Source organism: Dermacoccus sp. Ellin185, assembly GCF_000152185.1.
In the GTDB taxonomy this organism is placed as follows: domain Bacteria; phylum Actinomycetota; class Actinomycetes; order Actinomycetales; family Dermatophilaceae; genus Dermacoccus; species Dermacoccus nishinomiyaensis.
Window position 1 is genome coordinate 199,861 of the sequence record NZ_AEIQ01000088.1, and the last position, 24,980, is coordinate 224,840.

26 protein-coding genes are annotated in these 24,980 nt (G+C 68.9%); 14 read left to right on the plus strand and 12 right to left on the minus strand.

Annotated elements, in window-relative coordinates; genetic code table 11:
• The first annotated feature begins 1 nt into the window (after position 1).
• From HMPREF0321_RS16105 to HMPREF0321_RS10320, 3 genes are all read left to right on the plus strand, one after another.
• Complete coding sequence (locus tag HMPREF0321_RS16105) at positions 2 to 247, plus strand: hypothetical protein (protein WP_006946249.1); 246 nt, start codon at positions 2 to 4, stop codon at positions 245 to 247.
• Positions 244 to 714 carry a hypothetical protein gene (locus HMPREF0321_RS10315; protein WP_040014824.1) on the plus strand — a complete coding sequence of 157 codons (471 nt, stop codon included), beginning with the start codon at positions 244 to 246 and terminating at the stop codon, positions 712 to 714. The genes HMPREF0321_RS16105 and HMPREF0321_RS10315 overlap by 4 nt, the downstream gene beginning before the upstream one ends.
• Before the next feature lie 152 nt (positions 715 to 866).
• On the plus strand, positions 867 to 2,705 hold the full coding sequence (locus HMPREF0321_RS10320) for an ABC transporter ATP-binding protein (RefSeq protein ID WP_006946094.1): 1,839 nt from the start codon (positions 867 to 869) through the stop codon (positions 2,703 to 2,705).
• A 9-nt stretch (positions 2,706 to 2,714) separates the two neighbouring features.
• On the opposite strand, the gene HMPREF0321_RS10325 is transcribed toward HMPREF0321_RS10320, so the two are convergent.
• Positions 2,715 to 4,214, minus strand: a complete 1,500-nt coding sequence (locus tag HMPREF0321_RS10325) for a neutral zinc metallopeptidase (protein ID WP_006946253.1) — start codon at positions 4,212 to 4,214, stop codon at positions 2,715 to 2,717.
• Between the two features lie 318 nt (positions 4,215 to 4,532).
• Here HMPREF0321_RS10325 and HMPREF0321_RS10330 point away from each other — a divergent pair, with 318 nt between their 5' ends.
• Together HMPREF0321_RS10330 and HMPREF0321_RS10335 are read left to right on the plus strand one after the other, a co-directional pair.
• Positions 4,533 to 4,769, plus strand: a complete 237-nt coding sequence (locus tag HMPREF0321_RS10330) for a hypothetical protein (RefSeq protein ID WP_040014825.1) — start codon at positions 4,533 to 4,535, stop codon at positions 4,767 to 4,769.
• Between the two features lie 134 nt (positions 4,770 to 4,903).
• Positions 4,904 to 5,209, plus strand: a complete 306-nt coding sequence (locus HMPREF0321_RS10335) for a hypothetical protein (RefSeq protein WP_006946294.1) — start codon at positions 4,904 to 4,906, stop codon at positions 5,207 to 5,209.
• Positions 5,210 to 5,339: 130 nt separating this feature from the next.
• Here HMPREF0321_RS10335 and HMPREF0321_RS10340 read toward each other — a convergent pair whose 3' ends face one another.
• Positions 5,340 to 5,966, minus strand: a complete 627-nt coding sequence (locus HMPREF0321_RS10340) for a DUF2382 domain-containing protein (RefSeq protein WP_040014826.1) — start codon at positions 5,964 to 5,966, stop codon at positions 5,340 to 5,342.
• A 326-nt stretch (positions 5,967 to 6,292) separates the two neighbouring features.
• Between HMPREF0321_RS10340 and HMPREF0321_RS10345 the strand changes: the two genes are divergently transcribed.
• Entirely contained in the window at positions 6,293 to 6,760 is a 468-nt protein-coding gene (locus HMPREF0321_RS10345) for an SRPBCC domain-containing protein (RefSeq protein ID WP_040014869.1), read from the plus strand.
• Positions 6,761 to 6,990: 230 nt separating this feature from the next.
• On the opposite strand, the gene HMPREF0321_RS10350 is transcribed toward HMPREF0321_RS10345, so the two are convergent.
• Positions 6,991 to 7,272 (minus strand): hypothetical protein, encoded by a 282-nt coding sequence (locus HMPREF0321_RS10350; protein ID WP_006946280.1) that lies wholly within the window; start codon positions 7,270 to 7,272, stop codon positions 6,991 to 6,993.
• Between the two features lie 152 nt (positions 7,273 to 7,424).
• Between HMPREF0321_RS10350 and HMPREF0321_RS10355 the strand changes: the two genes are divergently transcribed.
• Positions 7,425 to 7,688 carry a hypothetical protein gene (locus tag HMPREF0321_RS10355; protein WP_006946272.1) on the plus strand — a complete coding sequence of 88 codons (264 nt, stop codon included), beginning with the start codon at positions 7,425 to 7,427 and terminating at the stop codon, positions 7,686 to 7,688.
• A 285-nt stretch (positions 7,689 to 7,973) separates the two neighbouring features.
• On the plus strand, positions 7,974 to 8,813 hold the full coding sequence (locus tag HMPREF0321_RS10360; RefSeq protein ID WP_040014827.1) for an SGNH/GDSL hydrolase family protein: 840 nt from the start codon (positions 7,974 to 7,976) through the stop codon (positions 8,811 to 8,813).
• 25 nt (positions 8,814 to 8,838) lie between these two features.
• Here HMPREF0321_RS10360 and HMPREF0321_RS10365 read toward each other — a convergent pair whose 3' ends face one another.
• Positions 8,839 to 9,567, minus strand: coding sequence for a TetR/AcrR family transcriptional regulator (locus tag HMPREF0321_RS10365; protein WP_006946266.1), 729 nt, complete (start codon positions 9,565 to 9,567; stop codon positions 8,839 to 8,841).
• An 87-nt stretch (positions 9,568 to 9,654) separates the two neighbouring features.
• Between HMPREF0321_RS10365 and HMPREF0321_RS10370 the strand changes: the two genes are divergently transcribed.
• Positions 9,655 to 10,668: a zinc-binding dehydrogenase gene (locus HMPREF0321_RS10370; protein ID WP_006946072.1), complete on the plus strand. Its 1,014-nt coding sequence runs from the start codon at positions 9,655 to 9,657 to the stop codon at positions 10,666 to 10,668.
• Positions 10,669 to 10,734: 66 nt separating this feature from the next.
• Positions 10,735 to 12,501 (plus strand): oleate hydratase, encoded by a 1,767-nt coding sequence (locus HMPREF0321_RS10375; protein WP_006946221.1) that lies wholly within the window; start codon positions 10,735 to 10,737, stop codon positions 12,499 to 12,501.
• A gap of 139 nt (positions 12,502 to 12,640) precedes the next feature.
• On the opposite strand, the gene HMPREF0321_RS10380 is transcribed toward HMPREF0321_RS10375, so the two are convergent.
• The 4 genes from HMPREF0321_RS10380 to dnaK all read right to left on the minus strand — a co-directional run bounded on the left by HMPREF0321_RS10380 (position 12,641) and on the right by dnaK (position 16,979).
• Complete coding sequence (locus HMPREF0321_RS10380; protein ID WP_006946076.1) at positions 12,641 to 13,150, minus strand: heat shock protein transcriptional repressor HspR; 510 nt, start codon at positions 13,148 to 13,150, stop codon at positions 12,641 to 12,643.
• Positions 13,147 to 14,163, minus strand: coding sequence for a DnaJ C-terminal domain-containing protein (locus tag HMPREF0321_RS10385; protein WP_006946096.1), 1,017 nt, complete (start codon positions 14,161 to 14,163; stop codon positions 13,147 to 13,149). The genes HMPREF0321_RS10380 and HMPREF0321_RS10385 overlap by 4 nt, the downstream gene beginning before the upstream one ends.
• Before the next feature lie 178 nt (positions 14,164 to 14,341).
• A complete protein-coding gene (locus HMPREF0321_RS10390) occupies positions 14,342 to 14,971 on the minus strand; it encodes a nucleotide exchange factor GrpE (protein ID WP_006946131.1) in 630 nt (209 codons plus the stop codon).
• A 121-nt stretch (positions 14,972 to 15,092) separates the two neighbouring features.
• Entirely contained in the window at positions 15,093 to 16,979 is a 1,887-nt protein-coding gene (gene dnaK / locus HMPREF0321_RS10395) for a molecular chaperone DnaK (RefSeq protein WP_006946091.1), read from the minus strand.
• A gap of 367 nt (positions 16,980 to 17,346) precedes the next feature.
• Between dnaK and HMPREF0321_RS10400 the strand changes: the two genes are divergently transcribed.
• Together HMPREF0321_RS10400 and HMPREF0321_RS10405 are read left to right on the plus strand one after the other, a co-directional pair.
• Positions 17,347 to 18,360, plus strand: coding sequence for an alpha/beta fold hydrolase (locus tag HMPREF0321_RS10400; protein ID WP_006946109.1), 1,014 nt, complete (start codon positions 17,347 to 17,349; stop codon positions 18,358 to 18,360).
• Positions 18,361 to 18,478: 118 nt separating this feature from the next.
• Positions 18,479 to 18,925 (plus strand): M48 family metallopeptidase, encoded by a 447-nt coding sequence (locus HMPREF0321_RS10405; RefSeq protein WP_082740402.1) that lies wholly within the window; start codon positions 18,479 to 18,481, stop codon positions 18,923 to 18,925.
• A gap of 97 nt (positions 18,926 to 19,022) precedes the next feature.
• On the opposite strand, the gene HMPREF0321_RS10410 is transcribed toward HMPREF0321_RS10405, so the two are convergent.
• The 3 genes from HMPREF0321_RS10410 to HMPREF0321_RS17090 form a co-directional block, all read right to left on the minus strand.
• Complete coding sequence (locus HMPREF0321_RS10410) at positions 19,023 to 19,886, minus strand: oxidoreductase (RefSeq protein WP_006946260.1); 864 nt, start codon at positions 19,884 to 19,886, stop codon at positions 19,023 to 19,025.
• Between the two features lie 66 nt (positions 19,887 to 19,952).
• Entirely contained in the window at positions 19,953 to 20,180 is a 228-nt protein-coding gene (locus HMPREF0321_RS17085; RefSeq protein ID WP_254653988.1) for a hypothetical protein, read from the minus strand.
• A 53-nt stretch (positions 20,181 to 20,233) separates the two neighbouring features.
• The gene (locus tag HMPREF0321_RS17090; RefSeq protein WP_006946252.1) at positions 20,234 to 20,713 is read right to left on the minus strand and encodes a TSUP family transporter; all 480 of its coding nucleotides are present in this window, start codon (positions 20,711 to 20,713) and stop codon (positions 20,234 to 20,236) included.
• A gap of 133 nt (positions 20,714 to 20,846) precedes the next feature.
• On the opposite strand from HMPREF0321_RS17090, the gene HMPREF0321_RS10420 reads away from it, so the two are divergent.
• Entirely contained in the window at positions 20,847 to 21,770 is a 924-nt protein-coding gene (locus HMPREF0321_RS10420; RefSeq protein ID WP_006946092.1) for a patatin family protein, read from the plus strand.
• A gap of 56 nt (positions 21,771 to 21,826) precedes the next feature.
• On the opposite strand, the gene HMPREF0321_RS10425 is transcribed toward HMPREF0321_RS10420, so the two are convergent.
• Positions 21,827 to 23,419 (minus strand): DEAD/DEAH box helicase, encoded by a 1,593-nt coding sequence (locus tag HMPREF0321_RS10425; RefSeq protein ID WP_040014828.1) that lies wholly within the window; start codon positions 23,417 to 23,419, stop codon positions 21,827 to 21,829.
• Positions 23,420 to 23,829: 410 nt separating this feature from the next.
• Between HMPREF0321_RS10425 and HMPREF0321_RS10430 the strand changes: the two genes are divergently transcribed.
• Positions 23,830 to 24,978: an MFS transporter gene (locus tag HMPREF0321_RS10430; protein ID WP_006946276.1), complete on the plus strand. Its 1,149-nt coding sequence runs from the start codon at positions 23,830 to 23,832 to the stop codon at positions 24,976 to 24,978.
• The last annotated feature ends 2 nt before the right edge of the window (positions 24,979 to 24,980 follow it).

Below are 24,980 nucleotides of genomic sequence, written 5' to 3' on the forward strand. Positions count from 1 at the left end.
CATGACCACACCCATCTCACGCCGTTCCGTCGCCCGCGGGGCCGCCGGGAGCATCCCCGCCGTCACCGTTGCGGGCGCTGCCCCCGTGATGGCGGCATCCACCTGTGGCGCCCCCACACCTCGTGTCAGCGGCGGCGTCATCTACGACTGGGGTGATGTCAGCGCACCGACGGCGAATCAATCGCTCAACGTCGGCGCCCCGACATGCGTCGACAACCTGCCCGCCGGCGTGACCGTTGCCAGGTGACCTACGACTACTGGCTCGGGCTGCGCAACGGCCAGACATCTTCCGGCCCTGGCATCTTCTGGGTCGGTGACACCACCTCCAACCGCCGGAGTTCCTGTGGCTCGTCCACCTGTTCCAACATGACCTACTCCTACGGCAGCGCGGGGTGGCAGCCGGTGACCAGCACCTCACGAAGCACGATCATCGCCCACCTCAATGGCACCCTCGCGAGCTGGAATCTTCACGTCGAGTGGCGCGCAGGAAGCGGGGCAGGCTCGTACAGCCTTGTCACGGGTACGACGTGCCGCAACTTCACCACCGGCCCTTCGGGTCGCTTCATCACGAACTACTCGAACGCCGTCGCCCCGCTCGGGTGCGGTGTGGCGCAGGGCGGACTCAGCTACGTACAGGACGTCACGGTCACGCTGCCCGACGGCACGACGGTGCCGTGCCAGGTCAAGTCGCTCGACGCATCGAACACGTGTTGACGACACCGCTGCGACGCCGAACGCACCGGCCGCTCCGACACCGCGGGCTGCACCTTCTTTCTCCGGGGCGGCCCGCGTCGTCGTGTCGGCCACCGGACACCGCGTCGCCGCGAGATTTCGGGGTTGTCGTCGCCGGGTGGCACGCTTCATCCGTGCGAAGCATCGGCAAGATCCTGTCCTCCACCCGCGCGCTGTGGCCGTCGTATCTCGCGATCGTCGTCAGCTCGGTTCTCATCACGGCGACGTCGCTCGTCATGCCGTTCATCATCTCGGGTGCGACGGACGAGGTGGTCTCCGTCGTCAAGACGGGCGCGAACCCGTCGGGGCACGTCACGACCATCATGTGGTTCGCGGTGGCCCTGCTCGTGGCCGACCTCGCGAACACGGCGATCAGCAACATCGGCGGGTACATCGGCGACGTGACGGCGGTGCGGCTGCGCCGCATCCTGTCGACGCGCTACTTCGAGAAGCTGCTGACGCTGCCGCAGAGCTACTTCGACCGTGAGCTGACGGGCAGGATCATCAACCGCCTCTCGCGGAACATCTCGGAGACGACACAGTTCCTCAACTCGTTCGCGAACAACTTCCTGCCGATGCTGCTGACGACGTTCGCGGTGCTCGTCATCTCCGCCATCTACTCGTGGCCGCTCGCGCTGCTGCTGCTCATCGTCTTCCCCGTCTTCATGTACCTGACGACGCTGACGAGCAAGAAGTGGCAGGTGCTCGAGGGCGAGAAGAACAGCCAGTTCGACATCGCCGGCGGACGTTTTGCCGAGGTCGTCGGGCAGATCCGCGTCGTCAAGAGCTTCGGTCAGGAGCGCCGCGAGCTCACGTCGTTCGACGAGCGGTACGCGAGCACCGTCGCGACGACTCGCGAGCAGTCGCGCTACTGGCACCTCATGGACGGCGCGCGACGCGGCGCCCTCAACGTCATCTTCTTCGGCGTCTACTCGATCATCTTCGTGCAGACCGTCGAGGGGCACTTCTCCATCGGTGACATGGTGCTGCTCATCCAACTCGTCAACATGGCGCGTCAGCCCGTCATGATGATGAGCTACCTCATTGACTCGGGCCAGCGGGCTGTCGCCGGCAGCCGCGACTACTTCCGCGTCCTCGAAGAACGACCAGAGCGGGAGGGCCTCGACCTGCTCGGCGCCGCCGACACCGCGCCGGGTGCGACGATCGACGCCGCGCGTGCGCGCGCCGCCGCATGCACCGGGTCCGTCATCGAGTTCGATCACGCCTCGTTCGGCTATGACGCCGACCGGGACGTGCTGAAGGACATCACGCTGGCCGTCGAACGGGGTGAACATGTCGCGTTCGTCGGCGAGTCCGGCGGCGGCAAGACGACGCTCATCAGCCTCCTGCTCGGGCTGTACACGGTGCATGACGGGCACCTGCGCGTCTTCGGCCGTGACACCGCCGAGACGCCGCTCGACGAGCTGCGCAGCGACTTCGGCGTCGTGTTCCAGGACGCGTCGCTGTTCAGCGGCACGATTCGCGAGAACATCGCCTACGGCCACCCCGAGGCCACCGACGAGGAGATCCGGGCCGTGGCCGAACGCGCCAACGCCGACGTGTTCATCCGCCAGTTCCCCGACGGCTACGACACGACGATCGGCGAACGCGGCCTCAAGCTGTCCGGCGGCCAGAAGCAGCGCATCGCCGTGGCGCGAGCGATGCTCAAGGACGCGCCGATCCTCATCCTCGACGAGGCGACGAGCGCGCTCGACACCAAGTCGGAGCGACTCGTGCAGGCCGGCCTCGACGAGCTCATGGAGGGCCGCACGTCCCTCATCATCGCCCACCGCCTGTCGACGATCAGCGCCGTCGACCGCATCGTCACCCTGCGCGACGGACGCATCGACGAGGTCGGCCCGCCCGCTGAGCTCGCCACCTCCGGCGGCATCTACGCCGAGTTGCTCGCCCTGCAGGCGTCGGGGTCGAAGCGCGACAAGAAGCGCCTCAAGGCCTACGACATCGCCGGGTGAGCACCGCCGTCAGGACACCTTGGCGCCGGCGCAGCCCTTCGGCCCGTCGAGCGCACCCTTGCGGTAGGCGCGGATGAGGTCGAAACCGTCGGAGCCACCGACCATGAGCAGTGCCTGGATGGCTTCGTCGAGGTCGCCAGGCGACATCGTGAACGAGCTGGTCTGCGGACGGTTGTGCAGGATGACGTCGGCGGAGTAGGCACCCGCGTAGCAGACGCCGCGATCGGCGGCGTCGTCGCCGAGCGGCTTGCCCGAGCGGCTCAGGGCCGCCTTGCCGTACTGCGCGGCCAGGAGCACGATTGGGCCGAAGTCGCCTGTCTCCCGGTAGATCTCACGCGTGACGTCGTCGTTCCACCCGATCGAGTCGTCGCTCGGGCAGTAGTACGCGACGGCGTCCGTCACCGTCTCGTCGCCGCACGTGGCCGGCTTCCTCGTCGCGAACGGCGTCAGCTTGCCCATCGGCTTCCACTGCTGACCGTTCGTCACCTGGGGGTAGGTGTGCTCCCAGTAGTCGTCGAGGTCGTAGGCGCCGCTCTGCATCGCCGACTCGTACGGCAGGTTCCCGCCGCTCGCAGCGTCCGTGTAGCTCGTGAACGGCAGCTCGGTGACGACGGGCTCCTCGCTCGTGTACGCCTTGCACGCCTTCAGGCCGTCGTCGTAGCCCGTCTGGAAGGAGTTGACGCGGTCGAAGCCGTTGCCGTGCGCCTGTTCGGAGCGCGGGTCCTCACCCACCGGGTCCTTCACCGCGAGGATCGCGGCGGCGGCCTGCGTCGGCGTCTCCGACGAGGCGGCGACGACCTTGTCGTCGATCGCGTGATGGAGCCAGGCGCCGGCGAAGCAGTCGGCCTGCAGCTCCTGCACGACGGGTTTGCCGCGGTAGCCGAAACGGTGCTGCACCGCGTGCCCGAACTCGTGCGCCATGATGACCTGCGGCGCGATGTCGCCGTAGGCGCTGCGCATGTCGGTGAGCAGGCCCGTCGAATCCCAGGCGATCGCCCCGTCCTCGTAGCAGTAGTAGGCATTTCCGGTGACGTCCCCGCAGACCGACGGTGAACGGCGTCCCGCCTTGGTGTCGACGGAGTAGTAGGCCTTGATGGGTGTGAACGCCGAGCCGTAGACCGCTGGCAGCTGCCGACCCCAGTAGCGTTCGAGGTCCGCGACGGCGGCCGTCGCGAGCTTCGCGGCGTCGCTGCGCCGGTCGCCTCGCACGACGACCTTCGACACATCGATGGGCTGGCTCGAGGTGGACGCCTGCGATCCGGGGGTGCTCGCGGACGGCGACGACGCGGCGCCGGTGTGTCCCGAGGTGGTGGCCGAGGCGGGCGCCGAGGTGGGCGCCGAGGAGCCACCGGTCGTGGCGCTCGTGCACCCCGTCACGGCAAGCGCGGCCGCGACGGTGACGACCGTGCCCCGCATGATGCGGCCGCGCGCGGCTGCGCTTCGCCGTGACGCCGCGTCGGTGCCCGGCAGATCGGCGCGTTTGGTCGCGCGTCGTGATGTCATCCCCATGGAGCCACCCTCCTGTGTCCGGCGCGCCTCTCGCGCGCGTCGGCAGCCACCCGATGGCCGGCCGATGCGTCGAGGTTAGCGCGGGGCGGAGAGCCTCCGCGACAGGATCGGATGCGCGTGTGGAGGGTGCTCACCAGCGCCGCCTCGCCCCTGAGCGGCCTCAGAGAACACTCTGGACGGCCGGTCAATTTCCTCTGATGACCCCGCCGCACCGTCGTCCCAGGCACCGCGTGGAGCATCCCCGCCGTCACGATCGCCGCGGCGAGCCCGTCCGGCACAGCCTCGAACACCGCACGCAGCCCTGAGAGCAGGGCGACCATGGATCTCGCTTTCGCCGACCTGCCGACGAAGCAGGGCTCGCTGACGGTCAACTTCTACCAGTTGGTCCTGAGCGCCAATGGATTCGAGGGCGAATCCTGGCTCAACCTGCGCAACGACAGCGACGTCCCCCTGCGCTTCGCGGCCGACCACCCCCTGGCGCCGCGCGTCGACGTCGTCGGGCGCACCGGACCCAAGGACACCGAGCGGGCGGGGACCTGGCCGTCCACCTCGTAGCACACCATCACGCGCGGTGGCTTCGACAAGACGACGGGAACCCTCACCTACACCTGGACGTTCGTCGGCACTGTCCCGCTTGTGGCAAGGGCGACAACGAGGCGGACTTCTGATTCCACTGACAGGACGGCTTCATGTTCACCGGCCGCATCACGAACGGGATCCGCATCACCCCGTTGATGCCCAACACGCCCCTGCCGCCCACCCTCGAGCCCATCGCCCTCACGTCCGGGCAGGGCGCTGCGTGCCAGAACTACTACGACGCCAAGGTCGCGGAGTACAACCGATTGGCCCGCACCATTGCCTCATACGCGGACGGTTCCAAGAACAGCGGCAGCTCCGATCGTCATCGCGACCAGAGCGTCGCGCTCGGGCAGACGGTCGCCTCCAGCGTCATCGGCGACTTCCGCCCGGCGGGTGCCGTCGACGGTATCTACTGACGGCTCGGCTCGGCCGGAACGTCAGGAGGGCGGTACCCGATCGGGTACCGCCCTCCTGACGCTGCACTGGGCGCCCACGGAGGCGCTGCTCAGCAGCTTGCCCGGCACGTCATCGCGTGGGGGAAGGTCGTCACGCGCGCGCCGAACCGCCCTCACCACGTGGGTCGCGCACGTCGTCGACCTCGTCGACCTCGACGACCTCGCGCTGCACCGGCTCGGTGACGGTGACGTTCTCCTTCGTCGCACTGATGCCGAGGTGCAGCCGTTCGACGGCGTAGATCCGCGTCGAGAGCACGGGGCGCTCCTCGTGCAGCACGATGACGCCGTCCTCGTCGCGCCGGTCGGCGTCACGCGTGTGCGTGCCCTCTGCGGCTTCGACGTCGTACACCTCACCCTCGGCATGCGTGTGCTCGCCCAGCGCCGAACCGCCGTCGAGGTTCTCGATGCGCGGCTGCCACGTCGAGGCGGGGACGTCGACGGCTTCCTCGCTGCCGTCGTCGTACACGCGCACGACATCGACGACCTCGCGGCGCACGGGGACGGTGATCGTCACCTCTTCGACGACGACACGCTTGCGCACCTCGACGCGCCCGGCCTCGGCGCGCTCGACACCCGCGACGAGACGCTCCTCGTGCAGGACGACGCCCGCTTCGTCGGCGCCCACGCCATCGCGACGCATTCCGGCAGCCTGTTGACGCGTGTCCTGCTCGTAGGCCTCGGCGTCGAAGGGACGCTCGTCAGGGCGGTTCTTCGTCATCTGCAGACTCCTTCGTGGGGTGAGCGCGGCACCCCGCTGCGCCCGTGATCGGTTGGGGGCCATGGCGGCCCCGTTCGACGATCACGCTACCCGAGCGCCCGTCACGGCGCGATGCTCTCTCGGGGTGAGCCAGGCGCTCACCGGGAGGGCGCGGCTGCCGTCCAGGTGCACGCGCCACGTGCGTGATTCGACAACGGCGCCCGATGGCCCTCAGCCTGCCGCCGCCCCTTCGCCGCGAGCGCGCCCGCCCACACACGTCGCCCGCATCGACGCCGAAACGCCCTGGACGCCTTGCGAAGACGCGCGCCGTGAGCCAAGGTGAAGACATGACTGACGAGAAAAAGATCATCGTGACCCGCACCATCGAGGCCCCGGCGCAGGACATCTTCAACGTCCTCACCAACCCGGCCGAGCACGTCAAGCTCGACGGCTCGGGCTTCATCCGCAGCGTCGACCACGGAGACCGCATCCAGAAGGTCGGCCAGGTGTTCACCATGAACATGGTCGGTGAGCACATGGGGGGCGAATACCAGACCGACAACCACGTCACCGGGTACGCCGATGACAAGCTCGTCGCGTGGCAGACGGCGCCCGCCGGCACCGAGCCCAAGGGCTGGGAGTGGATGTACGAGCTCGAGGCCCACGGCCCGAAGGAGACCGCCGTAACCCTGACGTACGACTGGAGCAAGGTCACCGACAAGGAACTGCTCAAGAAGGTGCACTTCCCCCTCGTCGAGAAGCACGCCCTCGAGGAGTCGCTCGCGAAGCTCGAAGAGCGCGCCACGTCGAACTGACGCCCGTTCATCGGTGAGGCCCCATTCCCGCGCGGGAATGGGGCCTCACCGATGCTGGGAGCAACTAGTCCGATGTGCCGGTCGACGGCGGCAACGCGTCGGTGAGGTCGCGCAGTCGCCACCCGGCGCGTCTCTTGGCCCGTCAGCACGCCCGACGGCGTTTAGCTCAACGCGTCAGCACGACCGGCGGCGCGACGTGCGTCGCGTCAGCTCTTCCGACGCCGCGTCGCTCAGCGCGTCGGCAGCTGCGCGGGGTTGGGGTCGAGCCAGCCGTCATGCTCCTTGGCGAGCGCGTCGAAACGCTCGGTGAGGGCCTGCGCGACGGCCGAGGCAGGATCGTCGACGGTGTCCTGCTTGACGTAGACGCCCCACTCGTGATCCTCGTCGTCCTCCTCACCCGCCAGCGCCTCACGCACGACGCGCACGTCGGTGAAGTCACCCGATTCGAGCAGGTCGTCCGCGATCTCCTCGGCGACGTCACGCTCGGGAAACAACATGAGGTACTCGGTCATGGGCACTACTGTGCCAAGGAAACCTGGGGATTGTCATCGTCGCCGCGCCCACGCGAGGCGGTAGATTGGCGACTCGAGTGGGGCGGCTCGAGTCAGACGACTCCAGTCGAGCGGCTCGAGTCAAGCGCGTGGATCGAATGTGAGGAATCGTCATGGTGTGGGCCCTCGTCGTCGCCGTCGTCCTGCTCCTGCTCATCGGGTGGAGCAACCTGACGCTGCAGAAGCAGGTGCGTCACCTGCAGGAGGAGATCACCGATCTGCGTGCGGGCCAGGATCTGTCCGAGCGCGTCAGCTACCTCGTGCACAAGGGTCGCGAGATCGAGGCCATCGCGATGTATCGCAGCGCGACGGGCCTCGGCCTGCTCGAGAGCAAGAACGCCGTCGAGGTCATCGCCAAGAACAACCCCCAGCTCTGACGTGCCGCTGGCGCCCCTGCCGCCGGCGTCAGAGCGCGTCAAGCCGCGTCAGGTCACTCTTCTCGTGGCCCGCTCCTCACCTGCGATCTACGTCCACGTGCGCGATTCTTGGTCATATCGACGAATGTGGACGGGAATCGCAGATGGGACAGGAAGCGCAGATGGTCACGGCGTCTCGTCGATAGCTGCTCGTCCACCTGAGTTCACCCAGGCTTCATGCCCCGGATCACCCACGGCCAGCCGGACGCCGACATCGGGCCACGCGAACGACCTACCGTCAGCCCGATGAAGGGACGTTACGTAGCGGTCGGAGACTCGTTCACCGAGGGCGTCGGTGACGCGAACCTCATGTACCCCAACGGCGTGCGCGGGTGGGCCGATCGTATGGCCCGCCAGATGGGGCGCGTGGACGCGACGTGGGAGTACGCGAACTTCGCCATCCGCAGCAAGCGTCTCGACGAGATCGTCGACGAGCAGTTCGACGCCGCCCTCGCGCTCGAACCGACGCTCATCTCGTTCTACGCCGGCGGCAACGACATCCTCGCCGTCCGCTCCGACATGCCCGCCATCATGGAGCGTTACGAGGCCGCGCTGCAGCGCCTCGTCGGATCGGGCGCGGAGGTGCTGCTGTTCACGACGTTCGACGTGAAGATCTCGACGGCGCTCGAGCCGCTGCGGCGGCGCATCGTCTTCTACAACGACGCCGTGCGCGAACTGGCCCGCCAGTACGGCTGCCTGCTCGTCGATCACACCCAGTTTCGAGAGTTCGACGACCCGCGCATGTGGGCGTTCGACCGCATCCACATGAGCCGGCTCGGGCACAAGCACCTCGCCGCCTACGTGCTCGCCGAACTCGGCATCCCCCACACGCTCAAACTGCCGGAGCTGCCTCCGTTCGAGGCGCCGCACTGGCGCGAGAGCATCCGCACCGAGAGCCGATGGCTCGCCACCGAGGTGATCCCCCTCTTCCGGCGCCGCATCAACGGCGTCCGTGAGGGCGATACGCTTCCCCCGAAGTGGCCCGAACCGATCCGCCCCGCGGACGGCATGAAGCGACTGGCCCGTGCGCGCGCGGGCGACGCCGTCGAGGTCAGGGCACGCGCAGGTGAACGCCACGCCGGCTGAGCGCCCGCGTCACGCTCACGAGCGATCAGACGCCCGCGCCGCGCACCGCGACGTCAACGAGATCTCCGAGGCGGCGCGCCACGGATTCGACCTCGGCGCGTCCGGTACGCGTGCGGTTCAGCTCGAGCACCCCACCGGAGACGATGAGGCCCGCGGCGACGACGCTGCGCTCCGCGTCACCCCCCGCTGCGACGAGCAGCCCCGCGATGGCGTCCTCGAGACCGGCGACCAGCGCGACGACCTTCTCGCGATACGGTCCGGGCGCACCGAACAGCACCTCCCGTCCGACGACCATCGCGTTCTCGGGGTAGTCACGGGCCTGCTGCGCGAACGGTTCGAGCAGACGCAGGACGTGCTCGCGCACCCCACCGTCACCGGCGTCGTCGGGCAGGTGATCGTCGACGAGATCACGCCACTCGTGTTCGACGACCATCATGAGCAGTTCCGCCTTCGTCGGGGCGTACTGGAACACGGTGCCGGCGGCGACGTTGGCGCGCTTGGCCACCTCGGCCGTCGTCATGCGCTCGTACCCCACCTCACCGAGCAGGCTCTCGGCAGCCGCGAGGATGCGGGCCTGCTTGTCAGCCTTGTTGCGCGCGCGACGACCCTGCTGGTCCGAGCCGCTCACGACGGGACGTCGGCAGGTCACGACCGTGGCGTCAGGCGTACCCGGCGTGGGGGCCGGCCTCGTCGGGGCCGTCGAACCGGCCGACGGTGCCGCGGAGGCGGCCGTGGCGCTGAGGGGAAGCGACATGGATCGAAACATTACCCGGGCCGAAAGGCCCTGGCGGCGCCGCAAAAAATGAGTACAGTCAAAAATATCGGAAACGAAGGAGACACCATGGACACCATGAAGGCCGCACGCCTCGACGTCACGCACCACACCCTGAACGTCGAGGAGGTACCCGTCCCGACGCCAGGGCCGGGCCAAGCCGTCATCGAGGTGAAGGCGGCGGGCGTCTGCCTGTCGGACGTGCACCTGCTCGAAGGGCTCATCGCGCCGCAGTTCCTCGACAGCGAGAAGGTGACGCTCGGTCACGAGGTCGCGGGCGTCGTCACCGCCCTCGGTGACGGCGTGCCGACACTGCCCGGCATCGAAGTGGGCAGCCGCGTCCTGCTGCAGGCCGGCCACCGCCTCCCGAACGGCCGCATCCTGACGCGCGGCGTCGACTACGACGGCGGGTACGCCGAAAACGCCCTCGCGCAGGCCGAGACGCTCGTCCCGATCCCCGACGACCTCCCGTTCGAGCAGGCCGCCATCATCCCCGACGCCGTCTCGACGCCGTGGGCAGCCATCCAGACGAGCGGGCGCGTGCGCGCCGGCGAGGCCGTCGGCGTCTGGGGCCTCGGCGGGCTGGGCATTCACGCCGTGCAGTTGCTGCGTCTCATCGGCGCCTCCCCCATCGTCGCGATCGACCCGCTCGAGGCCGCGCGCGAACGGGCGCTCGCCGTCGGCGCCGACGTGGCGTGCGCCCCTGAAGACGCGGAGGACGCCATCCGCCAGCTCTCGCCCCGCGGTCTCGACGTCGCGTTCGACTTCGCGGGCGTGGCCCCCGTGCGGGCCCAGGCGATGGCCTCCCTCGCGCCGCAGGGACGTCTCGTCATCGTCGGCCTCGCCGGGCGGCCCATCGAGATTCCGTCCGACACCGCATTCGCCTACAAGCAGCTGACGCTGCGCGGCCACTACGGCAGCGAGGGAACGGACGTCCACCAGCTCGTCGCGTTGACCCGCACGAAGCGGCTCGACCTGTCGGCGTCGATCAGCGGGGTCTTCCCGCTCGAGGAAGCGCCCGAAGTGCTCGAGCGGCTCGCGCGCAAGGACGGCAACCCGATCCGTTTCATCCTGCATCCCTGACGGCGCACGTCCGCTCATCCATCGTCCGGCGCGATGATCTCGCGCACCCGACCTCGAGGAGGTCCCATGTACTACAGCAGTGGAAACTACGAAGCCTTCGCCCGTCCCCGCCCGCCGAAGGACGCCGCGAGCAAGCACGCCTGGATCGTCGGCAGCGGCCTCGCGGGCCTCGCGGCGGCCGTCTTCATGATCCGTGACGCCGCCGTCCCCGGCGAGAACATCACGATCCTCGAGAAGGGCTCCCTCGCCGGTGGCGCCCTCGACGGGATCGAGGAGCCCGAGAAGGGGTTCGTCATCCGCGGTGGACGCGAGATGGAGAACCACTTCGAGTGCCTGTGGGATTGCTTCCGCACGATCCCCAGCCTCGAGGTCGAGGGCGCGTCCGTGCTCGACGAGTTCTACTGGCTCAACAAGGACGACCCGAACTACTCGCTGCAGCGCGCCACCGTCGAACGCGGCCAGGACGCGCACACCGACGGGTTGTTCACGCTGAACAAGAAGGCGCAGAAGGACCTCGTCAAGGTGTTCCTCGCGACGCGCGAGGAGATGGAGAACAAGCGCATCGACGAGGTGTTCGGCCGCGACTTCCTCGACAGCAACTTCTGGCTCTACTGGCGCACGATGTTCGCGTTCGAGGAATGGCACAGCGCACTCGAGATGAAGCTGTACCTGCACCGCTTCATCCACCACATCGGCGGACTGCCGGACTTCTCGGCGCTCAAGTTCACCAAGTACAACCAGTACGAGTCGCTCGTGCTGCCGATGACGAAGTGGCTGAGCGAGCAGGGCGTGCGTTTCCAGTACGACACGGAGGTGACGGACGTCGAGTTCGACCTGACGGCGTCGGCCAAGCGCGCGACCCGCATCGAGTGGACCCGCACCGGTGAGCACGCCGGTGACACGGGCGTCAACCTCGGGGACGACGATTACGTCCTGCTGACGATCGGCTCGCTCGTCGACAACTCCGACGAGGGCGACCACCACACCGCCGCGACGCTGAACCGCGGCCCTGCGTCGGCGTGGGACCTGTGGAAGAAGATCGCGCGCAAGGATCCGTCGTTCGGGCGCCCCGAGGTGTTCTGCAGCTCCATCGACGAGACGAAGTGGGAGTCGGCGACCGTCACGACGCTCGATGAGCGCATCCCCGAGTACATCCGGCGCATCGCCAAGCGCGACCCCTTCAGCGGACGGGTCGTGACGGGCGGCATCGTCACCGTCAAGGATTCGAGCTGGCTCATGAGCTGGACGGTGAACCGCCAGCCGCACTTCAAGAAGCAGCCGAAGGACCAGATCGTCGTGTGGGTCTACAGCCTGTTCGTCGACACGCCCGGCGACTACGTCAAGAAGCCGATGAGCGAGTGCACCGGCGAGGAGATCACCGCCGAGTGGCTCTACCACCTCGGCGTGCCCGAGGCTGACATCCCCGAACTCGCGGCGACGGGCGCGAAGTGCGTACCGGTCATGATGCCGTACGTGACGTCGTTCTTCATGCCCCGCAAGGCCGGTGACCGCCCTGACGTCGTGCCGGAGGGCGCGGAGAACTTCGCCTTCATCGGCCAGTTCGCCGAGACCAGCCGCGACTGCATCTTCACGACCGAGTACTCGGTGCGCACCGGCATGGAAGCCACCTACCAGTTGTTCGGCGTCGAGCGCGGTGTGCCCGAGGTGTTCAACTCGACCTACGACGTGCGGACGCTGCTCGATGCCTCGGCGCGCCTCAAGGACGGCGAGAAGACCGAGCTGCCCGGCCCCGCCGTACTGCGCCGCAAGATCGCGAAGGGGCTCGACTCCACCGAGATCGGCGTGCTGCTGCGCGAGCACGGCATCCTGTGACGGCAACCTGACGCCCGCATCGCGCGCCGAGGCCCTCATCCCGAGTCGGGGATGAGGGCCTCGGCCATGCAGGTGTTGTCCGACGACGGTGTGGCGCTGCGTCGTGCGCTCCGGAGCGTGCGTCGTGACGAGCTCGGGCTCAGCGGGTGCTGTACGGCCGGAGCGAACGCCCGATCGAGCGCGGGCGCGGTCGTTCGCCGGGCCCCAGCGCGACGATGCCGTCGCGTCCGGCCGCGAAGACGCACGTGTGAGAGCGCGATTCGAGTGCGTCCCGGTACTGCGCGTTCTGTTCGCTCAGCTCCTCGATCCGCGCCCGTAGCGCCGTGACCTGGTGCTCGAGCTCCATGATGCGTTGGATGCCGGCGAGCGAGACTCCCTCCGACGACAGCTCCTGCACCCGACGCAGCTGCGCGATGTCGCGCATCGAGTAGCGGCGGCCGCCGCCACCCGTGCGTTCGGGGGTGACGAGCCCCAGACGGTCGTACTGGCGCAGCGTCTGGGCGTGCATCCCGGCCAGTTCGGCGGCGACGGAGATGACGTACACCGGCTTCGCCGGATCGTCGAGGCCGTGCAGCCGCTCGTCACCGACGCGTCCGTTGTGGTCGTCGACGATCTCGCCGAGCCGCCGTTCGACCCGCGACGGCGTCACGACGCGGCCTGACGCGCCTTCGCGAGCAGCTCTTCGCGCGGGTCGGCTTCGCCCGCCGCGAGGGTCTCGACGGCCCGACGCTGCTCGTCGGTGAGCTCCTTCGGCACGACGACGTGAACCTTCGCGATGAGGTCGCCGGTCGCCTTCTTCGTCTTCACGCCACGGCCCTTGACGCGCAGGCTGCGGCCCGAGGGCGTGCCGGGCGCGACGCGGACCTTGACGCTCTTGCCGTCGAAGGTGGGCACCTGCACCGTGGCGCCGAGGGTGGCCTCGGCGAACGTCACGGGCAGCTCGACGGTGAGGTTGTCACCGTCGCGGCCGAAGACCGGGTCGGTGCCGACGCTGATGTGCAGGATCATGTCGCCGTTCGGGCCACCGCCGAAGCCGGGACGGCCCTTGCCGCGCAACCGGATCTTCTGCCCGTCCTTCACCCCGGCCGGAATGCGCGCGGTGAAGCTCTGACCATCGGCGTCGCTGATGCGCACCTCGCTGCCCTCGACGGCCTGACGGAACGTGATCGACGCGCGCGCCTCGACGTCCTCGCCTCTCTGGGCGGCGCGCTGACGGGAGCCGCCGCCGAAGCCGGAGCTGAACCCGCCGCCCCCGAAGCCTCCGCCGGCGCCACCGAACTGGGCGAGCAGATCTTCGAGGTTGATGCCCTGCTGGCCACCCGCCCCACTCGAATAGGTGCGGTAACCGCTGCCGCCGCCCCCGCCGAACATCGACGAGAAAACGTCCTCGGCGCCGCCGGCACCGCCGCTGAAGCGGGCGCCGCCTCGCGCCATCTGACGCACGGCGTCGTACTCCTGACGCTGCTGCGGATCGGAGAGCACCTGGTTGGCCTCGCCGATCTCCTTGAACTTCTGCTCGGCGGAGGTGTCACCGGGGTTCTTGTCCGGGTGGTACTTGCGGGCCAGCTTGCGGTAGGCCTTCTTGATGTCCTCCTCGCTCGCGTCCTGCGCGACACCGAGGGTGGCGTAAAAGTCTTTTTCGAACCAGTCCTGACTGGCCATGCGCACCTCCTTCGTGGTTTCACGCCCGCCGGTTGCGGACCGGGCGTGCATCGCGTGCGCGTGCGAATGGGGTTTTCAGTTGTGTGTCGGCGGCGCCCGGTGGGGGCGCCGCCGCGACGTCAGCGAAGCAGGTTGCCCCGCGGCACGAAGCGACTCGGCTCGGCCGCGGCGCGCTCGATCAGCCTGCGACCGAGACGCGGGCGGGACGCACGACGCGCTCGCCCACCTTGTAGCCCGGCTGCAGCACCTGCACGACGAAGGTTCCGTCGACGCCCTCGGGCGCCTCGGCCTCGACGTGCATGAGCGCCTCGTGGACGCTGGGGTCGAACGCCTCGTCGACCGCGCCGAAGCGTGCCACACCGAAGCGGTTGAGCGTCGATTCGATCTTGTCGGCGATCTTGCTCATCGGGCCCTCGGTGAGGTCGCCGTGCTGGCGCGCGAGCTCGATGTCGTCGAGGACCGGGATGAGGGATTCGACGACCGAGCCGATCGTCGTCTCCTTCTCACGAGCCCGGTCGCGCTCGACGCGGTTGCGGTAGTTGACGTACTCGGCCTGGATGCGCTGCAGGTCGGACAGGCGCTCCGCAGCGAGCTTCGTGTCCGGGTGCTCGGCGACCGCGTCGTCAGCGCTCGTCGCGTCGGGGCCGGCCTGCGTGGCGGCCTCGTCGGAACGCGTCTGCAGGTTCTCGGGCTGCTCTCCGCCGGGCAGGTCGGAACCCACACCGCCGGCGAACGAGTTGTCGGTCTCGCCCTGCGTCGCACCGTCGGCGTTGTGGGGCGTGGCGCCGCTCGTGTTCTGGTCCGTCATGACGGACTCCTTCCTGCCACCTCCTGGTGGCGAAGCGGCCGGTGGGCTCCCCGTGGGCAGCCCACCGGCCGTACTCGTGTCAGGGGCCGACCGGGGTGCGCGGGGCACCCCGGTCAGGCACTCACTTGGAGGTGTCGTCGTCGTCCTCGACGACCTCGGCGTCGACGACGTCGTCGCCACCCTGCTTCTGCTCGCCTGCAGCGCCCTCGGCACCGGCCGCACCCGCGGCGTCGCCGTTCTCGGCCTGCGCGGCGTACATCGCGGCGCCCATCTTCTGGCTGGCCTCAGACAGCGCCGTGGCCTTCGCGTTGATGTCCTCCGGCGACGCGGACGACTCCGGCTTCAGGGCCTCCTTGAGCTCGGCGAGGGCGCTCTCGGTGGCCGACTTCTCGTCAGAGGGCACCTTGTCGCCGTTCTCCTCGAGGAACTTCTCCGTCGAGTAGATGAGAGCCTCGCCCGTGTTGCGGGCCTCGGCCTCCTCGCGACGCTTCGCGTCCTCGGCGGCGTGCTCCTCCGCCTCGCGGACCATGCGCTCGATGTCCTCCTTCGGCAGCGCGGAGCCACCGGAGATCGTCATCGACTGCTCCTTGTTCGTGCCACGGTCCTTCGCGGAGACGTGCACGATGCCGTTGGCGTCGATGTCGAACGTGACCTCGATCTGCGGCACGCCACGCGGCGCGGGAGCGATGCCCGTGAGCTCGAAGTTGCCGAGAGCCTTGTTGGCCTTGGCGATCTCGCGCTCACCCTGGAACACCTGGATGTCGACGGACGGCTGGTTGTCCTCAGCCGTCGAGAACACCTCGGTGCGCTTCGTCGGGATGGCCGTGTTGCGCTCGATGAGCTTGGTGAAAAGCCCACCCTTCGTCTCGATGCCGAGGCTCAGCGGCGTGACGTCGATGAGCAGCACGTCCTTGCGCTCACCCTTGAGCACACCGGCCTGCAGCGCGGCGCCGACGGCGACGACCTCGTCCGGGTTGACGCCCTTGTTCGGCTCCTTGCCACCGCACATCTGCTTGACGAGCTCGACGACGGCCGGCATGCGGGTCGAGCCACCGACGAGGACGACGTGGTCGATGTCGGAGATCTTGACGCCCGCGTCCTTGATGACGTTCTCGAACGGCTTCTTCAAGCGCTCGAGCAGGTCCTTCGTCATCTGCTCGAACTGAGCACGCGTGATCGTCTCGTCGACGTGGATCGGGCCGTTCTCGCCCATCGACAGGTACTGGAGGGAGATGTTCGTCGACGTCGAGCTCGACAGCTCCTTCTTCGCCTGCTCCGCGGCGTCACGCAGACGCTGCATGGCGATCTTGTCCTTGCTCAGGTCGACGCCGGACTCGCTCTTCACCTTGTTGATGAGGTGCTCGACGATGCGGTTGTCCCAGTCGTCGCCACCGAGCTTGTTGTCACCGGAGGTGGCGCGCACCTGGATGGTGGAGAAGCCGTCCTCCGCGTCCTTGCCCACCTCGAGCAGGGAGACATCGAACGTACCGCCACCGAGGTCGAAGACGAGGATGAGCTCGTCCTCCTTGCCCTTGTCGAGGCCGTAGGCGAGGGCCGCGGCGGTGGGCTCGTTGACGATGCGCAGGACGTTGAGGCCCGCGATCTCGCCGGCCTCCTTCGTGGCCTGACGCTCGGCGTCGTCGAAGTAGGCGGGAACCGTGATGACGGCGTCCGTGACCTCTTCGCCGAGGTAGGCCTCGGAGTCACGCTTGAGCTTCATGAGAATACGGGCCGAGATCTCCTGCGGCGTGTACTTCTTGCCGTCGATCTCCGTCGTCCAGTCCGTGCCCATGTGGCGCTTGACGGAACGGATGGTGCGATCGACGTTCGTGACCGCCTGACGCTTCGCGATCTCGCCGACGAGGATCTCGCCGTTCTTCGTGAACGCGACGACGGATGGGGTGGTGCGACCGCCCTCGGCGTTCGCGATGATCTTGGGCTCGTTGCCTTCGAGAACGGCGACGGCCGAGTTGGTGGTACCGAGGTCAATACCGACTGCGCGACCCATGGTGGGATCTCCTTCGTTCGATGAAACGACGATCTGTGCGCGCGCCCTGCAGGCGTGGCCCACACCGTCAGATTGACTGATATTGACTCAACTCCGTTTCGCCGTGAGTGTCAACCCTCGGCTCACCAAAGTTGCTGTTACTTGACTCAACTTGTTTGATCCGCACTTCATTCCCCGTCGCAGAAGTTTTCTCCGGGCCCCGTCTCGTCAGCCTTGGACGAGCCTCGCCCGTCGCGCGGACGCCGCCACTACCCCTGGGTAGGATCGCGGGATAGACAGGGCGAGCGCGTGTGGGTTCGCCGGCGCCGCGGGACGATGGAGAGCGACGATGCGGACAGAGCCCGAGCAACACGCGACGAGCGGAAACGTGACGGTCTCGCGCGTGCAGCACGGCCCCTCCCAAGCGCGCGTCACCTCGATCAGCGGCCCCCGCGGTCGCGACTTCGTCCTCGTCGCCGGCATCGGAGTGGCCTCCGACTATTACGTTCGCCTCGCCCTCGATCTCAATCAGGTCGGCACCGTCCACGCCATCGACCTTCCCGGCTTCGGCGGCGTTCCGCACGGCAAGCAAACGCCCGGGATCGAAGGATTCGCGGATCTCGTCGAGGCCGCGATCACCCAGCTCGAGCTGGACGACCCGGTCCTCGTCGGGCATTCCATGGGCTCACAGGTCGTCACCGAGGTCGCGGCGCGGCGCCCGGATCTCAGCACCATCGTCCTCATCGGCCCCGTCGTGAACTCTGCCGAGAGCAGCATCGCGCGCCAGGCGTGGCGCCTCGCCCAGTGCGCCGGGCGCGAACCCTTCGCGATCACCGTGCACGTCCTCATCTCCTACGTGCTCTGCGGGCCGTGGTGGTTCTTCAAGGTGCTGCCGAAGATGATGAACTACCCGATCGAAGAGCGGCTCCCGCACGTGCGCGCGCACACCCTTATCCTGCGTGGGCAGCACGACGCGACCAGCCCGCGCTCCTGGGCACGGCACCTGTGCGACATCACGCCGCACGCACGCGCCTGGGAGATCCCGAGCGCAGCGCACTCCGTCATGTACGCGCACGCCGGCGCCGTGGCCGCCTTGATCATCGAGCACATGCAGCACCCCGAAGCCGCGCACGACGACCCTCGCGATCGACAGATCGACCAGCGCACGAACCCCGACGAGCGCCGCTCGCTCGTGCGCTTCCTCTCGCGACTGCGTGGCGGTGCGACGACGCTGCGCGGGATGGTCACCGGCGACGATGCGCTCGTCGCCCGCGGCAGCCGCCGCTCCCTCGCCGGATACGACGGCCCGCACGACTCCCCCGACGTCGATGCCGTACCCCTCGACGCCGCGGAGGCCGCGGAGGACGAGTCGACGTCCGAAGCGGCACGCACGACGGACTGACGAACCCCGCGGTGTGCTGCCACCACTCGTCGGCGCGCGGTTCGGAGGCGAGGTGATCGGGAACAGCGGCGCCGCAGCGATGGTTGACGCGGACACACCGCGACGCACAGGAGCAGCCATGAGCGACGAGACCTTCGAGCCCACCACGCCGATGAAGGCGCACGAGCCGGCGGCCACGCCGACGATGGAGCAGATGCTCGGCGCGGCGACCAGTCCGTCAGGCCTGCACACGATCACCGACCCGAGCGGCGACCCCTACGAGACCCTGCGCACGGCCAAGGAGCTGTTCGACACGCGCAAGTACACCGAGGCGGCGCGTCTCATCGAGGGCATGACCGGCACGCCGGAGGGCGCGTCGCGTGATGCTCGCGAACTGCTCGCCCGCAGCTATTACCACTCGGCGCAGCTGACGAAGGCCACCGTCGCGGCCCGTGAACTGCTCGACGTCGACCCGACGAACGTCGACGCCGCCGTGCTCCTGGCCCGCTCGCTCGAGCGTGCGGGCAAGAAGGACGAGGCCGCCCCGGTGCGACGCCTCGCCCAGTCGCTCGGCGCCGACATCTGACGCACGTCGGAGGGCAGCATCTGGTCTGTGAGGGCACGGAAGAACGCTCCCATCGACGTCAGCTGCTGCCGCTGCGACGGTGCGCGGCACGCGCCGCTCAGCGCAGGGCGTTCAGCGTCATGAGGTCGTCGTCACTGAGGGTGACGTCGCGAGCCGCCGTGTTCTCCTCGAGGTGCGCGATCGACGATGTGCCAGGGATGAGCAGGACGTTCTCGGCGCGCGCGAGCAACCAAGCCAGGCCGACCTGCGCCGGCGTGACGCCGCGTTCGGCGGCCATGCGCTGCACCGCCCGGTCGTCGCCGACCTTCGGCAGGTGCTCGAACGCCGAGCCGAGCGGGAAGAACGGCACGTAGGCGACGCCACGCTCACGGCACAGCTCGAGCGTGGCGTCGTCGTCACGCATGAGGAGGTTGTAGGCGTTCTGCACGCACACGGCGCCCGCGTCGAGCGCGACGCGCGCCTGCTCGGTCGAGACGTTGCTGACGCCGAACGCCTCGAGCTCCCCCGCCTCGACCAGGCCCTGCATGGCACCGAGCTGCTCCTCGAGGGGGCAGGCGTTCTCCTCGCCGATCTCGTCGACGGGCATGACGCGCAGGTTGACGACCGGCAGCCGCTCCACGTCGAGCGTCACGAGGTTCTCGCGGACCGCGGCCACGAGCTGGTCGGGGCGCTGCGCCGGCAGCCACTCACCCGACGGGCCCCGCACGGCGCCGACCTTGGAGACGATGACGAGATCGTCGGCGTAGGGATGCAGCGCCTCCTTGATCAGTTCGTTCGAGACGTTCGGGCCGTAGAACTGCGACGTGTCGATGTGGTCGATGCCGAGCTCGACGACGCGACGCAGCACGCGGACGGCCTCGTCGTGATCGCGTGGCGGACCGAACACGCCCGGCCCGGGAAGCTGCATGGCGCCGTACCCGACGCGTCCGACGTGATGACCGGCGACGGTGAAAGTGCTCATGCGTCATTCGACCACGCCGGCCTGGGGGCAGGCGGCGGCGCGTCGCAGATGCTCGTCAGGTGAGCGTCAGAGTGTGAGAAGACCCCGCACGAGCGCCGACGCGCCACCGAGCGCGGCGAGCGCCATCGCGAGTCGCTTCGCCTGCGCCGTCGTCACGCGAGGCGTGAGACCCTCGCCGATGCGGACACCGATGAGCACGAGCACGACGACGAGCGGCATGAGCCACCAGGGCGGCAACTCGGTCGAGCCCGTCGACCCGAGCGTCGTCTTCGCGATGACCGAGATGGCCCCCATCGTCATGAAGATGGGTTGGAGGGTCGCGGCGAACGATCGGTGCTCCCACCGCGTCAGCCGGGAGTGGATGACGAGGACGGGCGCCGAGACCCGCACAGCGTATTGAAGAATCCGCCGATGACGCCTGCGACGGGCGTCACCCACGCGGACGTGACGTGCGGTAGACGGCCGAGGCGATCGGCGCCGACGGTGAAGCCGATCGCGCCGAGCACCGCCACTCCGACGACGACCTGCAGCCAGGCCGCACTGACCTCGCGTACGACCACGGCACCCACGAGAGCGCCCGGCACGACACAGGCGCAGATGATGCCGGCGCGCCGCCAGTCGACGTCACGTCGCAACGTCAGGGTGAGCAGCAGGCCGGAAACGGTCGTCGTCGCGTTCGCGAGCAGGACGCCATGGGCGGCGCCCATGATGAGCGTCAGTGTCGGAGCCAGGACGAGCCCCATGCCCGAACCCGACAGGCGTTGGAGCACCGCGCCGACGAGGATCGCCGCGACGACGGCGGCGAGCATCGCGGCGGTGAACTCCATCCGCACATCCAAGCAGGTCGTCCCCCGCCGCCGTTCCTCTGGTCAGCGGGCCGCGTTGGTGGCCTGGGGCGGTCGGGAGGGTTTCACCCTCGCGTTTGGCCCGTGGGGCCGACGCGCGTCAGGATGGGGAACCGTGAAGACCGTCCTCGACGTCATGCGCCACCGGCGCGACAACTCGAGCCAGCCCCTGCGGCGTCACGACCACGCGCGCGTCACCGTCGTCCTCGAAGGCGGCAGTTCCCGCGCGGCCTACGGCGGCGGCATGGTGGCCGAGCTCGAGGCTCGCGACCTGCTCACGACCGTCGATGCGGTCTACGGCGCGTCGGCCGGAGCTCTCAACGGCGCCTGGCTGATCTGTGGCCGCGCCCGGGCCAATCTGCACGGCTGGTGGGCGCCGGAGAGCATGAATGCGACGATCCGCCCGTCGAACGCGCTGCGTCGCAAACCCGTCGTCGACACCGACGTCATCGTCTACGACCTGTACGAGAACGTCACGCCGATGGGGTTCGAGGAGATCCTCGCGAGCGATGTCGAGTACCACCCCATCGCCACCGACGCGGCGAGTGGCGACGCGGTCGACCTGGCGCCGATGATCCACGACAAGGCGAGCCTGCAGGACGCACTGCGCGCCACGGCGCGGCTGCCGGTTCTCGGCGGCGCACCCGTCGAGATCGACGGGCGACGTTTCATCGACGGCGGGATCGCTGAGAACATCCCCGTCGAGACAGCACTGGCCCAGGGCGCGACGCACGTGCTCGTGCTGCGCACCAAGGCGCCGTCGCTGGATCTGAGCCGCGACAAGGCGGTCGAGAAGCGACTCGTCGCGCGGTGGATGTCCCGTCACGCGCCCGGCGCGAGCGCGGCCTGGACGCGCCGCAACCTGCGCAAGCAGGAGCTCGAGCACCTCATGTCGCACGACGACCGGGTGACGCAGGTGGCGCCGCCCGCCGACGTCGCGCGCATCTCCGTCGTCGGCCGCGCTCAGGACGTGCAGCGACGTGCCGTCGAGGACGGTCAGCGCATCATGGCCGAGACCCTCGACGCCGCAGGGTTGTGATCGACGCCCGTACCCGTTGGGCGCTTTTGCCGATGTGGACGGGAATCGCGGGAGGGTCAGCGCCCGGCGCGCGAGTTCGATGAGAACCGGGCTGCACCGCCGCTGCGACGAGCGCCGCCGGAGCGTCCTGCCGCGCCCGAGCCACCCTGGCCACGCGCACCCGAACCACCACGCGAGCCACCCTGGCTCCGTGAACCCGAGCCACCGGAAGGACGCCCGCCCGCCCGGTTGCCGTCGCGACCACCGGTCGCAGCGCCGCCGGAGCGTCCGCTGCCCTGGTTGTCACGGCCGGCGCCGTCCTGACCGCCGCGGCCGCCGCTCTGAGCGCCTCGGCCGCCGGAGCGTCCGCCCTGGCCACGTCCGCCTTGACGCTGCTCGCCGCCGTCCTTCGGAGCCTTCTTGCGCGAGGGCTCCTGCACGGGTGCGGTGGGCAGTGCTGCGGCGACCTCGTCGGCGCTCATCGTGCGACGCTCACCGGGCGCGAGCTTCTCGAGCAGCGGGTGCGAGGCAGTGACGTTCGTCGTCGTTGCGTTGATCTTCGCCATGCGCAGCAGCGACTTCACGTCGCCGCGCTGATCCGGCGTCATGAGGGTGATGACGGTGCCCGCGGCGCCGGCGCGGGCGGTGCGGCCCGAGCGGTGCAGGTAGGCCTTGTGCTCGGTGGGCGGGTCGGCGTGGACGACGAGTGAGACGTCGTCGACGTGGATGCCGCGCGCGGCGATGTCGGTCGCGACGAGCGTCTCGACGGCGCCCGAGTGGAACGCGTCGAGGTTGCGCACGCGAGCGTTCTGCGACAGGTTGCCGTGCAGGTCGACGGCGGGAATGCCGCGGCCGGCGAGCTGCTTAGCGAGCTTCTTCGCGCCGTGCTTGGTGCGGGTGAACACGACCGTGCGTCCGGGTGCGGAGACGAGGTCGGTGAGCACGTCGATGCGCGAGTCGGAGTCGACGGCGAAGACGTGGTGCTCCATCGTCGCGACGGGCGACTGCGCCGAATCGGCCTGGTGCGTCACCGGGTTCGACAGGAACTTCTTGACGAGCACGTCGATGCCACCGTCGAGCGTCGCGGAGAACAGCAGGTGCTGCGCCTCGCGCGGCACCTTCGTCAGGATGCGTTTGACGCCGGGCAGGAAGCCCATGTCGGCCATGTGGTCGGCCTCGTCGAGAATGCAGACCTCGACGTCGGACAGGTCGCAGAAGCCCTGGCTCATGAGGTCTTCCAGACGCCCGGGGCACGCGATGAGGACGTCGACGCCCGCCTTGAGAGCCTTGACCTGCGGGTTCTGCCCGACGCCGCCGAAGACGGTCGTGTACGACAGCCCGGCCGCCGCGGCCAGCGGCTTGAGCGAGTCGGCGATCTGGTTGGCGAGCTCGCGCGTCGGCGCGAGGACGAGCGAGCGCGGGCGGTAGGCGTCGATCTCGTAGCGCGTCTCGTCGAGACGGGCGACGAGCGGCAGCAGGAACGCGAACGTCTTGCCCGAGCCGGTACGGCCGCGGCCGAGGACGTCGCGGCCCTTGAGCGAGTCGGGCAGCGTCGCGGCCTGGATGGGTGTCGGCGTGTCGATGCCGAGCTTGTCGAGGGTCTTGACGAGGACGGCGGGCACGCCGAGATCGGAGAACGAGGGCACAGATGACTCCTGGAGAGGTTGCATGGAAAGACGAACGATCGATGGTGAAAGCCCGCGCGGTGAATCCGCGCGTCGCAGGCGATCTCGCATCTCGACGATCGTCCGACTCTCATGCGCCACGCGTTCCCGAGATCGGAGGGCGTCGTTCGACGACGCGTGCTGCCCGGTTTGGCGCTGCCGCGCGCCGGGCGCACGACGAGCGCGGGGCGCTCCTACTCGAGGGGAGGCGCAGGGGCGAGTCGGCCACCTGCACGAAGCATCCAGTCTACGCGCAAAGGTTGCGAACCTTCACATGTCACTGTCACGGGCGTGGCATTCGTCGCATCATCGTGCTTGGCTGGAGGTCACCTATTCGCCCCTGGCGCCCGCCCCTCGCACCATGACGCTCGATGCATCACCCGAGCCGAGGACGCCTCCAGCACAAGGGATCTCTCATGGCAGCCATCCCCGTCGACGCGCCACGCGCCCTCGACGCCCATCGCCCGCTGAGCAAGACGTCGCTCGCCGTCGCGGGGTCGTCGACCGTCATCGAGTGGTACGACTTCACGCTGTACCTGTACCTGACGACGGTCATCTCGCGCGTCTTCTTCGGCGGCGGCACGAGCGGTACCGCATGGACGCTGCTGGTCTTCGCCGGCACCTACCTGATGCGCCCCGTCGGCGCCGCGTTCTTCGGCCATGTCGGCGACCGCATCGGGCGCAAGCCCGTCCTTCTCATCTCCATGGCCCTCATGACGTTGGCGATGCTCGCGACGGCCTGCCTGCCGACGTACGCCTCCATCGGGCCAATGGCGGGTTACCTGATGATCGCGCTGCGCGCCCTCATGGCGTTCAGCGTCGGCGGCGAGTACTCGGGCGTCATGACGTACCTCGTCGAGGGCTCCGAACCGCACCGCCGCGGCTTCGTCACGTCGCTGGCCTCCGCGGCGAGCGAGATCGGTGGCCTGCTGGCGGTCGGCCTCTCGGCGATTACGACGTCGTACTTCGTCGGTGACGACCTCGATTCCTGGGGCTGGCGCGTGCCGTTCTTCATCGGCGCGGCGATGGCTGCGACGACCCTGTTCATGCGCTCACGCATGGAGGAGTCGCCCGTGTTCGAAGAGGAATCCGAGGCGGACAAGTCGATGAACCCGCTCGTCGAGGTGCTCAAGACCGAGCCCGCCGCGGTGTGGCGTGGTTTCGCCATCTCGGCGCTCGGGTCGATCACGTACTACGTCGGCATCGGCTACGCGCCGACGTTCCTGCAGTCCGCAGGCAAGTTCAGCGAGTCCGACGCCCTGTGGCTCGGTACCGCGGCGGCGATCGCCGTCATCCTCGTGACGCCGCTGGCGGGCCTCGCCGCCGACCGCTTCGGCCGCCGTCCCATCCTGCTCATCTTCGGGGTGCTCGCGGCCGTGACGTCGCTGACGATGTTCCAGCTCATGGCGAACGGCTCGACGGGCGCGGCGCTCGCGGGCGCCCTCGTGCTCGCCGCCGTCGCGGGCGGGTGGAGCGCCGTGGCCGCGTCGGCCATCGCGGAGCAGTTCAAGTCGAAGGCCCGCATGTCGGGCATGGCGCTCGGATTCACGGCTCTTCACGAATGAGG